The 11790-nt window shown below is 45.0% G+C and carries 8 protein-coding genes; 2 read left to right on the top strand and 6 right to left on the bottom strand.

Going from position 1 to position 11790, the window contains the following annotated elements; genetic code table 11:
- Positions 1 to 27: 27 nt before the first annotated feature.
- Complete coding sequence (locus tag CS562_RS06400) at positions 28 to 924, bottom strand: carbohydrate ABC transporter permease (protein ID WP_240342896.1); 897 nt, start codon at positions 922 to 924, stop codon at positions 28 to 30.
- A gap of 40 nt (positions 925 to 964) precedes the next feature.
- Positions 965 to 1888 (bottom strand): ABC transporter permease, encoded by a 924-nt coding sequence (locus CS562_RS06405; RefSeq protein ID WP_099854424.1) that lies wholly within the window; start codon positions 1886 to 1888, stop codon positions 965 to 967.
- Between the two features lie 335 nt (positions 1889 to 2223).
- On the opposite strand from CS562_RS06405, the gene CS562_RS06410 reads away from it, so the two are divergent.
- Entirely contained in the window at positions 2224 to 3975 is a 1752-nt protein-coding gene (locus tag CS562_RS06410; protein ID WP_257219402.1) for a cache domain-containing sensor histidine kinase, read from the top strand.
- Positions 3956 to 5566 carry a response regulator gene (locus CS562_RS06415; RefSeq protein WP_099854425.1) on the top strand — a complete coding sequence of 537 codons (1611 nt, stop codon included), beginning with the start codon at positions 3956 to 3958 and terminating at the stop codon, positions 5564 to 5566. The genes CS562_RS06410 and CS562_RS06415 overlap by 20 nt, the downstream gene beginning before the upstream one ends.
- Before the next feature lie 73 nt (positions 5567 to 5639).
- Here CS562_RS06415 and CS562_RS06420 read toward each other — a convergent pair whose 3' ends face one another.
- The 4 genes from CS562_RS06420 to CS562_RS06435 all read right to left on the bottom strand — a co-directional run bounded on the left by CS562_RS06420 (position 5640) and on the right by CS562_RS06435 (position 11784).
- Positions 5640 to 7283 (bottom strand): extracellular solute-binding protein, encoded by a 1644-nt coding sequence (locus CS562_RS06420; protein WP_099854426.1) that lies wholly within the window; start codon positions 7281 to 7283, stop codon positions 5640 to 5642.
- 119 nt (positions 7284 to 7402) lie between these two features.
- On the bottom strand, positions 7403 to 9061 hold the full coding sequence (locus CS562_RS06425; protein WP_099854427.1) for a response regulator transcription factor: 1659 nt from the start codon (positions 9059 to 9061) through the stop codon (positions 7403 to 7405).
- Between the two features lie 4 nt (positions 9062 to 9065).
- Entirely contained in the window at positions 9066 to 10817 is a 1752-nt protein-coding gene (locus tag CS562_RS06430; protein ID WP_099854630.1) for a sensor histidine kinase, read from the bottom strand.
- 76 nt (positions 10818 to 10893) lie between these two features.
- Positions 10894 to 11784 carry a carbohydrate ABC transporter permease gene (locus CS562_RS06435; protein WP_076288339.1) on the bottom strand — a complete coding sequence of 297 codons (891 nt, stop codon included), beginning with the start codon at positions 11782 to 11784 and terminating at the stop codon, positions 10894 to 10896.
- Positions 11785 to 11790: the final 6 nt, after the last annotated feature.

The following is an 11790-nucleotide window of genomic DNA, read 5'->3' on the forward strand; positions in this document are numbered from 1 at the left end:
CTTGATTCGTAATGAATTTCAACCTGCCTATTCCTTCACTGCGCCGATCATCACCCCCTGATTGAAGTATTTTTGGATGAATGGATACACACACATGATTGGAATTGTAGCGATAATAATAACGGAATACCTCATCAAATTGGCAAGACGCAGGGCAACTTGTGCTGCTTCTCCTGTACCCATGCCAGACTGCATCTGATTTGTGATGAGAATATTACGTAAAATGAGTTGCAGCGGATATAGATTCGGATCTTTCAGATAAATCAGGGCATTAAAATATGAATTCCAATACCCTACAGCAATCCATAGTCCAAGTACTGCGATGATTGCTTTGGACAGCGGCAATACGATTAGTACAAAATACCGCAGGTTACCACAGCCATCGATCTGGGCAGCTTCCCATAAATCTCCCGGAATACTGGTCTGGAAAAATGTCCGGGCGACAATCATGTCGAAAACAACTACAGAGAACGGAAGCACCATCACGAGGAACGTGTTATAGAGATGGAAGTCGCGGATCGTCAGGAAGGTTGGAATCAATCCCCCGCTGAAGAACATTGTAAAGATAAAGAACAGCGAGAAAAATTTGCGCCCAACCAGATCTTTTCTCGATAATGCATAAGCCGCCGAAATATTAACGACAAGCCCGAAGAGTGTTCCAACCACTGTATAAAGAATGGTATTGCGATATCCGATCCAGATATTTTCGTGTCGGAGAAGTTCCCTATACCCTTCCAGAGTGAATCCTTTGGGGAACACCCACACCTGTCCGTTAGCCACAGATGAAGGATCACTGAACGAGGCGATGACAATAAAATAGATCGGATAAATGATAGCAATTAGAAAAAGAACAGCAAAGGCATACAATATGACTTCTGCAACCGTAACACGTGGTCGACGTTTGATACGGGGAGTTCTGGTCATTGCTGCCGGTTCCATAACGCTCATCTTGTTTGTCTCCCCCCTACCATAGACTGTTTTCACTGTATTTCTTGGACAACTGATTGACCAGAATAAGCAAAATGAAATTAATGACCGTGTTAAACAGGTTTATTGCTGAGGAGAAGCTGTATTGACTGCTCAGCAACCCGATTTTGTATACATAAGTGGACAGAATTTCACTTGAGAGAATGTTCAGGTCGTTCTGCATCAGATACACCTTTTCAAATCCTACGCCGAGTAATCCACCTACCCGCAGAATAAGCAGCGTTATGGCAGTCGGCAGCAGCATCGGAATATCAATATAACGAACCTTGTGCCATCGACTTGCCCCATCAACCGTGGCCGCTTCATAAAGGCTTGGGTCTACGGCAGACAGCGCGGCAATGTAGATAATGCTGTCCCAACCGACATGCTGCCACACGTCAGACCATACATACACACTGCTGAACAGAGCTGATGAACCCATTAAGTCCGGTGCTTGTGCTCCAAACAGCTGATACATATTGCCAACAAGTCCTGTACTTGGCGAGAACAGGATTAGCATCAACCCGACCATAACTACCGTTGAGATAAAGTGAGGCATATAGGAGACTGTCTGAAAAAACTTCTTGAATCTCCCTGCTCTCATCTGGTTCACCAGTAATGCAAGCATAATTGGAATCGGAAAAGTAGCCAAGCTGTACAGACTGATCACAAGTGTGTTACGTATCGTATTGGTGAATTGATAGGATTTAAAGAATTTCTCAAAGTATTTGAATCCAGCCCAAGGGCTGTCTCCGATCCCAAGTGCCGGACTGTAGTCCTTAAAGGCGATTAATACGCCGTACATCGGCTTGTAGGCAAATAAAAGTGTCAACAGAACCGCTGGAAAAAGCAAAACGTAAAGACCCCAATTTCGCCTAATTCTCTCCAACGTTCTTCCAATATAAAGTGGATTGGTCCTCATGGTTCTTCCTTCCCTCCTGTAAATATACTGATGCTGCTCTCCCGTAGGACCTGTCATCTCTGGAATAGCTTCAGTATAAACTGCTTCACATTGGGTTTATCGGACCGCTAAGGACGTTATTCGGACTTCTATAGTTCCATCCATGAACTTTACAAGTAACCAAGATGCTTACGAGCAAAAATCATATCGTTATCCAGACTTTCGTGTGTGTAATTCGGACTTCTGAATCAAAAGATGCAATTCTTTATGTTTTTTTCAAATAAAGGTTTTATACTATTCCTGAGATATTAAAGCGTATTCATAACCAAGCAATCAAGAAAGTGGTGCATTGTTCCATGGCAAACCTGAACACCATCAAACCCTACCCCATCCGGCATTATATCCGCATGATGTTCGTCATTTCTTTTGTCGTACTCATCTTGGATCTTGTGATCAGCATTGCGTCCATCTCCATGGTCAAACAGCAGTCCACCCAATACTTGCAGGATGCAGCTGATCTGTACATCAATCGCATTAATCACGATTTTGCGTACATTAATCATTTCATGGGGTGGACACTGGCCAATGACGAGAATCTCGACAACATGAATACATATGGCGTGAACAGTATTCCGTTCCTGAAGGCCAACGAGAAACTACATTTGCTCTTCGCCGAACTACAGCGAAACTACGGGCAGTCGTACAATTTCTTTTATTATTTGGAGAATAGTGAATATTTCCTTAACTGCGCACCAATAAGTATCTCCTATTCGGATTATTCAGAAGTGAAAAAACAAATCATTACGCTGACCCGTGATAAAGGTGTATATGAGAAGTTCTATTCCCATTGGACACCAATTCACGTGAACGGCACTTCTTATCTTATCAATATTGTGCCGTACTACAACCGTTATCTTGTTGCCTTGATATCCGCAGACGAACTGATCGCCCCTCTCCAGCAGATTAATCTGGGTGCCAACGGGTACGCCTCTCTAGTAGACGAAAATGGAGTGCAACTTTCCGGACCTGCCGGCGGGGATCACATACCAGAAGAGAGACATTCATTTCTCGATCTGTTCCAGTCTCATAATATTGTCAGCAGCGACTTCTCCAATGCGGCATTCAGCGTGCATATGGCCATCAAGTTTGGCGCATTCGAGAAAATCATGGTAGCTCAGCTGCTCATTATGCTGCTTTTTCTGATCATCACCTCCACGTTAAGTGCGATCATCATGTTTTTCAGGAGAAATCTGCTCGTTCCCATTCAGAGATTCTCCAAAAATCTGGCGCGTATTAACGAAGGAGATGAAGCGACAGACTTCAAGAGCAGCCGGATAATGGAACTGGAGCAGGTCAATGCACAGTTTAAAGAACTGGTAAGCCAGATTAAACGGTTCAAGATCGATCGCTACGAGCAAGAATTGGAGAAACAAAAAATACGATTGGATTATATGAAATTGCAGATTAAACCTCACTTTTTCCTGAATTGTCTGACGAGCATGTACAGTATGGCACAGATGCAGATGTACGAGGAAATTGAGAGTATGGCACTAGCTACCTCTCGTTATTTCCGATATATCTTTCAAAGTGGGGAGAATTTCGTTCTTCTGGAGAATGAGATTGAACATGTGAGAACGTTTCTGGACATCCAGAAGTCGCGTTACCGCGACGCTTTTTCCTATCGAATCGAACAGCCTGAGGTCATCACGGGCATCGCTGTGCCCCCACTTGTCATTCAGACATTCATCGAAAATGCGGTCAAATATGGGGTCTCTCGAGACCGGGAACTATGTATTACTTTATCCGTGACGGAACAACGACAGGAAAGTGGCGATCATGTACTCATCCAGATTTCGGATACAGGACCAGGCTTCAGCCCAGATGTTCTTGACGCTTTGGTGCGTGGAGAAGCGCTGGAACAAACTGGCGGCAACCGGATCGGCATTATGAATACCATCCAACGTTTGGAATTGTTATATCGAGATGAAGCAAATATTATGTTTGCAAACGACGCAAGTGGCGCTCGGATCACGCTTTCCTTGCCTAAAATGATACTGAATTCAGATACTCCGGGAGAGGTGACAAACCATGAATGCATTGCTGGTTGATGATGATTATTTTGTTGTCATGGCTTTGGAAAAGAAAATTGATTGGGAGGCATTAGGGATTCATAGAATATTCACAGCCTACAATATTGCGCAGGCCAAGGAAGTGTTGCAAACTCATCCCGTACAGATTCTCATATGTGATATTGAGATGCCCCAGGGTAGCGGGCTGGAATTACTCGCATGGGTCCGGGAGGAATCGCATAATGTACAGACGATATTTCTGACCAACTATGCCGATTTCAACTATGCCCAGAAAGCAATCGAGCTGCAAAGCTTTGATTATTTTCTAAAACCAATCGAGTTTGACAAGTTAACTCTTATTATTCAAAAGGCAGTTGCTAAAGCCCGCGACCAGCAATTCATTGAGAAAGCCATTCATGAGGGTGAGCTGTGGCAGAAAAACCGAAGCAAACTGATTGAGGACAGCTGGCGCAGGCTAATCTCCGGTAAAGCTTTTCCTTCCAGCCCTGCCAACGTCTCTGCCTTTTTGACAGAACAAAATCTGCCTTATGAAACAACCGATCTGTTTCTCCCTATTCTGGTTAACCTGTTTCCGTACGATCATACGCTGGGCAAGACGGACAAGAACCTGTTCGATTACGCGTGTTTGAATGTAATGGTTGAGCGGTTCCAGAACACGTTGTTCTCCATTGAAGCCATTATCGAAATCAAGGATCATAACTGGATGATTATTCTAAAATGGAACGGGGCGCCGGATGCACAGCTGATCGAATCCATGTGCGGTTTGTTTATCCCCGAGGTTAATAATTACCTAAAGTCTGATGTTTGCTGTAGTATCGGATTCTCTCTACCACTGGGTCAGATTCGTCATACCATCAATGAGTTGTTGCTTATGAATGAAGAGCGAATCAAACATCGCAACCAAACTTTTTTACTGGAAAACTATAATAGACCCGAGTTGAATTACACACCGCCTGATCTGGGATTGCTGGAGAAATTGTTGAATGAAAATCGCTTCCAGGCTTTTCTGGATGAAACGGGTCGTTATATGCATCAACTGGTCCGTGAAGGTGTTGTAGGTACCGCTGTTCTAAGTTTGTTGCGTCTTGATCTGGTGCAACTTGTATATGCCCAATTGAAGAGTAAGGAGATCGAAGTGCACAAGCTGTATATGGGCAAAACGAATGATCAATTGTTCATGCAATCTCTGCATTCTATTGAAGATATGCAATCCTATATTGCCTACCTGGTTAATACGGCTGCGGAATATCTGAATGTTGCCGAGCAGCCCAAGTCGGTTGTACATGAGATTACCCACTATATACGCACGCACTATGGAGAAGATTTAACGAGGAATAATCTGGGGGAGATGGTCTATCTGAATCCGGATTATCTGGCACGGCTGTTCAAGAAAGAGATGGGCATTTCACTGGGCCATTATGTCATCCATACCCGTCTTGTGGCGGCCCGGCATCTCCTGGAGACCACCGCACATTCGGTGCATACCATTGCTGGAAATGTGGGTTATACCAACTACTCTCACTTCACCAAACTATTTAAACAAGAGATGGGCTGCAGCCCCAATGAATATCGCAAGAAGCAGAAAGAAGGCTCTCATGAAACCGGATGACCTTTATAGCTTGTAATACAAAATGCCACCCTGCGAATCGTACGCAGAGTGGCATTTGCTGTTTTACTATGGCTTAGTTATTCGCATTAATGACTTCATTCACTTCCTGAGTGATCTGGTCACCACCGAGTTTTTTCCAATTTGCAACAAAGTTATCGAACTCGTCAATAGACAGGTTGCCATAGATGATTTTCAGGAACGTCTCAGCACGCAGTTTATCCAGGGTTGCCTGTTTCGTGTTCATGGTTCTCGTCGGGGCGTAGATAAATTCATTCATGACAATGAGGTCGTTATCCCGGTAATATTTAATGACACCCTGCGAGCTTTCCGGTCCAAAAATACGTTCCATATGCCACTTATCCAAATTCCCATTGCGGTAATCCATAATATCATCGTAGAACAGCTTCGCTTCAAGCTCTAATCCGGAGGTATCTCCCGTTTTGAGCGCCTGCTCGACTTCGTCCTGTGCCTTCACGTTTTTGTTGGCGGGCAGATTGGATACGGTCGCATTATGAAAACCAAGTCCGGTCAAGCCGTTCAAATACGCAGCACGCTCTTCCTTGGCTGACTCACCGAACATTTTCTCTGCCTGAAAATTCAGCAGTTTAATCAATGCTTCCGGGTGTTCGTATCCTTTACGTACGGCAAATATTCCACCCAAGCTTAAGTGATTCTGCGTTTTGGCAGGCTGATCATCGATCGATTGAACCGGATAAGGCAGCCAGTCTACGTTCTTATCCTTCTTAATCATACTGCTAACCTGAAATGGTGCCCATTGTGGCAGAAAGAACATGCCTGATTTGCCTGCATTCACATCTTCCATCATCTTCGTAAAATCCTTAACACCAAACTCAGGGTCGAGTACACCCTTCGAATACAGATTTTGCAGTTCGCGTAATCCTTCCTTCACCTCAGGCTGAATGGTTCCATTCACAACCTGACCCGAAGCATCCTTGATCCAAGTTTCGAGATAACCATGATAACCAAGCAGGAACGCATTAATTGGCAAATCCTTGTTGAGTGCAATACCATACGTGTCATCTTTGCCGTTACCGTCCGGATCTTCGAAGGTGAAGGCTTCCGCAATCTTGATAACGTCCTGCATTGATTTTGGCGCTTCAAGCCCGACCTTTTTCAACCAATCCTGGCGAATCCAGATCATATCCGAGGAATCCAGCGAGCCTGGGAAACTGACCATTGCGTATATTTTCCCTTCCTTGGTTACTGGCTTCAAACCTGCTCCATCCTCAGCAGACATAAATTCCTTAACCAGATCGGATGCGTACTTATCATAGACCTCAGTCAAATCTTCCAGCATCCCCGCTTCATGCAGCTGCTCAAACTGCACAGCACTTACCTTCAATACATCTGGCAAATCGCCACTCGCCAGGGTGACGTTCATTTTGTCGTTATAATTGGCATCCGGGACAATCCAGTCATAGGTGACATCGATTCCCAGCTCGTCCTTGTATCCTCTGGTCCAAATGTTATTGGCGTGTGTATCGCCTTCAGCAAGCGATTCTTTCCCGGTTTCATTCATGGTTGATGTTAATTTAATGGGTGGATCATATTTCGTAAGCGGACCTCCGGCATCCTGCTGTGTGTTCGGTTGGGCTTCATTCTCAGCACTACCCGTACCCGATGAACAGGCTGCAAGCGTGGTTGCCAGAACCATGGTTAACGTTAACAATGAGAATTTCTTTAATGACATGTTCATGCGAATCCCCCTTTTTATTCCTCCCGTGAGGTATAATTTTATTGTATAAAGAAAGCGCTATCACTTCGAGTGTACCCCGTTGACATCTGGTATCTTTGATTTACCATTTCAGACTTGATCTAACTTTTTTGATCCCGATATTCCTGTGGCGTGCAGCCGGTGGCCTTTTTGAAGAAACGATAAAAATAGTGCTGATCACTAAATCCGACCTTGGCGGATATTTCATGCATTTTGCAGGCAGAGCCGAGAAGTAATTCCTTGCTGCGCTCGATGCGCCGGTCATGGATATAGTCGGATATACCTTTGCCAGTAATACGTTTGTACCAACGGGACAGATATGAAGGATTGAGGGAAACCTCCTGTGCAATACGGGTTAGCGATAGGTCATCCTCCAGATGATGCTTGATATAATGATGAATGGTAATGAGAATCTGCGACTGATCATGAATACGTGTAACACTTCTTTTGGAGATGATCCATTCATATGCCGATTGATAAAAAACGACCAGATCGGACCACGGCGTATGGATGTCAAAATAAAGCATACGAGATAACGCAATTTCCTCCATTGCTGATTCGTACAAGCCCAGTTCATGAACAAGCTCAATCAGTGCATTACCTGCGCCTGAATAGATCTTCATTCGAAAGAATGGGTCCTGAAGTCCTTCTTTTGAAGCCTCTGTCCATTTGTGAAACGACTCTATCCACTCCCGATCTCCTGCTGTAACGTGCTGCCTGATCTGATCCAGATGAAGAGTCGCAACACTCTGCTGATTCAATATATTGGGGGTGTATGGCGAATCATGCTGCACCTTGACCCGAAGAAGCTTCTCCATCCCAAGTCCAGGGCCCTCATGGATCGACAGACGTAGCTGTGCAATCGCCTGACTTAGCTCCACCCACTCCACCGCAAGTTCGCTCACCATAATGGAGACGGACAGATTCAGACAATCCACACAGGATTGCTGCACAGACTCCAGCGTTCCATAGACGAAACGAAGTGTCTGTTCCCACTTCTCCTGCTGTCCTGTAGGGAAGCTCGATGGCTCCGCCTTGGGCTGAACAAAGCAGGCGATCACCTGATAATCCAGATCAATAGCTTTGACCTTGGCCTTATCCTGGAGCAGCTCCTCCGCAACGTTTGCAACAGCATAGCGAATTAAACTCCGGTCCGCCTGGGATTGATAGTTGTTCCACTCCTCAACCCGTATGATGACCGGGATTACCGGCTCATTGGACATAAAAGGTAACTGGACTGCATCCAATTCTTCCTGAAGCGCGGCGATATCATGTCTTTCTGTTCGTTTTAGGAGATCCAGCAGCAACTGTCTTTGCAGCTGCGGCAGCGCTCTGGGAAGCTTGCTGCGAAACCAGGCATGCTGGTAACGAAAATCATTTTCCTCCGAAATTTGTGTTAACGCCCGCTCTACCGCTGCACGAATATGACTCATGCCCTCTGTCTTTAACAGGTAATCCACAACACAAGGGTTACGTATCGCTTGATGTGCATAATCGAATTCGTTATGACCTGTCAGCAATAGCACTTTACATCGTGGCCAACGATCCATAATCTTCTCGATCAGCTCCATGCCATCCATGCCAGGCATGCAGATGTCGCTGAGTACGATATCAATTTTGACAGAATTCAACCACTCGATTGCTTCAAAGGCAGAGTATGCCTTAATGATCTCCATATCCTGAAAATCCGCTTTTTGAAAGAAAGCATAAAGACCATCCAAAATAACCGGTTCATCATCTACAATTAACATCCGCTGCATACGATTACTCCCGTCTCCATGGAATATTTAAAATCATGCATAAACCGCCTAACTCACTGCGCTGAGCACAAAGGCCATTGCCCGCCCCGAATTTGATCCGTAAACGTTGATTCACATTCATTAGTCCCGTAATCTCTTCATTCCCATGTCTCTGATTCGCAGATTCTTGAAAGGATTCTTGCAGGCTGCTCAAGACCTCATCCGTTAATTGATCACCATCATCCTCTATCCGAATGGACAATTTGTCGTGTGCGACTTGATAGGATAATTTCAGAATCCCGCCTTGACTGCGTTTGGCAAGGGCGTGTTCGAAGACATTCTCGACAATTGGCTGAATAATGACTCTGGGAATGGCGATGTCTCGATACTCTCTACTTAGTTCCTCCAGCTGCAGTTGAACTCTTGAGCCAAATCGAATTTTCTGAATAGAAGCATAGACCAAAGCATGATCCACCTCTTCACCGAGCGATACTTCGGAATGAGAATCCCTGGACATATACCTGAAATATTGACCCAAATAGTCGGTGAATTCCTGAATTAATTCAACATTCTCGACTTCGGCCATTTGCTTGATGCTGAACAGACTGTTGTATAGAAAATGAGGCTGAATCTGGGACTGCAAATGTTTGAGTTCTGCCTCACTGGTTCGAATCCGGGCAACATAATTTTCATCAATCAAAATATGTAAGCGCTCTATCATGTGGTTGAAGCGAGAGTATAAATAACCGAATTCATCGCGTCTGGATTGCGGAATATGAATGCTTGTCTGACCTTGCTCCGCCATTCTGAACCCGCGAATGAGCACAGATAACGGCTTGTGAATTGACCTGTAGATTGAAAATGAGAAGATCATAATGATAACAATTGAAATAAGCGTCAACGTCCACAGCCACAGGTTGTATTGTTCCAGTGGAGCTTGGAGCACATCATTAGGGATACTGGCTGTCAGCGTGAACGAGTGATCGGGATCGTATAGCGAATAATACAGATATGGATCAGATTGATATCTCGTCACTTGCATGGATTCTGGTGAATCCGGTGATACCTTTTGCAATTGTACGGCCGATACAGGTTCATCCGAAGAAGAAATGAGCACATGGTGCTGCTCACCGAAGCTCAGTGTAATATCACTGCCTCCTGTTTCCGCTAGCTGCTGCAATCTGTGCTTCAGTTCTTCCGCAGACAAGCGGATGCCTAATATAAAATTGGGCGGTTCCTCATGATTCATGTTATACGGATTGCTTTTGAGAAAATAAAGATTGTTGTCCGAATAAGACAACTCACCATTCAGATTTCCCATAGTTGCCAGCAGATCCTTCCATTCTGTATCCTCCACATTGCGAATTCCGTCCACCGCGCTGACCCGTTTATGCAGAGCCGGAACGTAATATACAACATCACTGATATAGGGACTTGTCACCATGATCTGCCCCAGCTTGTTGTGGATATCATTGAGACTGGAAGTCACCTCATATCTGCTCATAATCGCAGCTCGTGTACTTAGGGTGGACATCGTATCATCGAACGAAAATTCGGTAACAAGTCCACTCATTCGCTCCAGTTCAAATTGCAGATGATTGTGGTAAAAATAAAGCTTAGATTCATGCGCCTTCTCCACTTCCGTCTGCATTTGCTTGGAGCTGGTATGCGTGATCATAATACTGATCCCATATAAGGGCAGAATGACGAGCACAAAGGCAATCATCAGTTTAACGACGATGGATGCATTTTTCCAACTCCCCACTGCGAATCTCATTTCCCCTTCACTCCTCTCCTCAACGGCAAAAAGGAGCCGGAAATCGGCTCCTCCCATTGGTTTTCCTCCATCGATCTTATCCCTTTACACTACCGACAACAAGTCCATGAACGAAATACCTTTGCAGGAACGGATACACGAGCAAAATGGGGATAACGGACAAAAAGATTTGGGATGCCTGGGTCGTTCTATCCGACACCTGACTTAACAGAGTTGCATCCTCCAGGGTCATCATTTCACTCTGAATCATCGTCACTTGCTGAAGCATCGATTGCAGATACGTGGCTAGTGGATAACCTTCCGGACTCTTCATATAGATCATGCCGTCAAACCAGGCGTTCCAGTGTCCCACCATGGCAAACAGTGTGATGGTTGCGATACTGGGCAATGAAATAGGAAGGTAAATGCTCCATAGTGTGCGGAAATGACCTGCGCCATCCATCCAAGCCGCCTCTTCCAACTCCTTCGGCAAACCCCTGAAGAAATTCAGCATAAGCAATACATTAAAGATCGGAACCGCTCCCGGTAATATCAGGGCCCAGATCGAATCCAAAAGACCTGCTTCCTTGACGATCAGATAACCCGGGATTAATCCTCCACTGAACAGCATGGTAAAGACAAAAATCCACGCATAAAACGTTCTTGAACGAAACTTCGCTGCCTCTTTGGAGAGCGGATAGGCTACAAGAATCGTGAAAATCAAATTTGTCGCAACTCCGAGTACAACACGGAGAAGACTTGTACCGAATGAATTTAGAAACTGCTGATTTTCGAGAATGTATTTATACGAAGACAAGGTGAAGTCCACCGGCCAGAATGTGACACTCCCTGCCTTGACTGCATCACTCGAACTAAACGAAATTGCCAGAATATTCACAATGGGAAACAGACACAGCAAGGCAAGAAGGGTCAGGATGACATAATTCATTCCCAGAAACCAACGATAGGCTCTCGAAGCGTGATGCATGTTCTT

The organism is Paenibacillus sp. LK1 (assembly GCF_002750415.1).
GTDB classification, from domain to species: Bacteria; Bacillota; Bacilli; order Paenibacillales; family Paenibacillaceae; genus Paenibacillus; species Paenibacillus taichungensis.

Coding starts and splice junctions, on each gene's coding strand:
- CS562_RS06400 (WP_240342896.1), bottom strand. CDS start 924: ATGACCAGAACTCCCCGTATCAAACGTCGACCACGTGTTACGGTTGCA.
- CS562_RS06405 (WP_099854424.1), bottom strand. CDS start 1,888: ATGAGGACCAATCCACTTTATATTGGAAGAACGTTGGAGAGAATTAGG.
- CS562_RS06410 (WP_257219402.1), top strand. CDS start 2,224: ATGGCAAACCTGAACACCATCAAACCCTACCCCATCCGGCATTATATC.
- CS562_RS06415 (WP_099854425.1), top strand. CDS start 3,956: ATGAATGCATTGCTGGTTGATGATGATTATTTTGTTGTCATGGCTTTG.
- CS562_RS06420 (WP_099854426.1), bottom strand. CDS start 7,283: ATGAACATGTCATTAAAGAAATTCTCATTGTTAACGTTAACCATGGTT.
- CS562_RS06425 (WP_099854427.1), bottom strand. CDS start 9,061: ATGCAGCGGATGTTAATTGTAGATGATGAACCGGTTATTTTGGATGGT.
- CS562_RS06430 (WP_099854630.1), bottom strand. CDS start 10,817: ATGAGATTCGCAGTGGGGAGTTGGAAAAATGCATCCATCGTCGTTAAA.
- CS562_RS06435 (WP_076288339.1), bottom strand. CDS start 11,784: ATGCATCACGCTTCGAGAGCCTATCGTTGGTTTCTGGGAATGAATTAT.